This is a genomic window from Vibrio sp. 1069, from assembly GCF_033340555.1.
In genome coordinates this window covers 1-536 of record NZ_JAWOWP010000875.1, presented here as the reverse complement: position 1 = coordinate 536, position 536 = coordinate 1, and the positions used below count along the sequence as shown (strand labels likewise).

The 536-nt window shown below is 43.1% G+C and carries 1 protein-coding gene; it reads right to left on the bottom strand.

Features of this window, described 5'->3' with window-relative positions:
* Positions 1-243 precede the first annotated feature (243 nt).
* On the bottom strand, positions 244-536 hold a 293-nt coding region (locus tag R7040_RS29565), incomplete at its 5' end, for a hypothetical protein (protein ID WP_318098063.1).

The following is a 536-nucleotide window of genomic DNA, read 5'->3' as shown; positions in this document are numbered from 1 at the left end:
AAGACAATCTCAGGTAACGTGTAATAGTTTCTTGGTGCCATACTCTTAACCCTCACAAAAACATCAGAATAAGAATAGACCGATACCCTTTCCAATGTCATCCAGGATTTGACTGGCCCAGCGCGCTAACGCCGCATTAAGGTGTGAACAACGCTAACACCCAACCTAAAGCATTGTGCCATAAACACTAAACTGGCTTGAAGTGAAAGCGCCGAGCGTTGTGAATCACTCTTAAATTTATTGTTATGTACGTTGTACCGAGCGCACTGGTACCCAACCAATTTCACCCGTTGACCTCGAAACTCGATACCACTCATTAAGTTCGAATAGCACTGATAGTTTTTCGCCAATGACAGTATTAAGCTCAACATTGTCATAGTCTTGAAGCAATATACCTCCTTCAATCTTCTCGATATATTGAATTGGAGCCCAACCCTGCTCCCCTTCGACACTGGTTATAAAGATCCAGTTGGGGAACTCGTCGTCAATTGTACCTAGAGCTACTTTGTCACCTTGCTTCAAATAAAACGGATTGG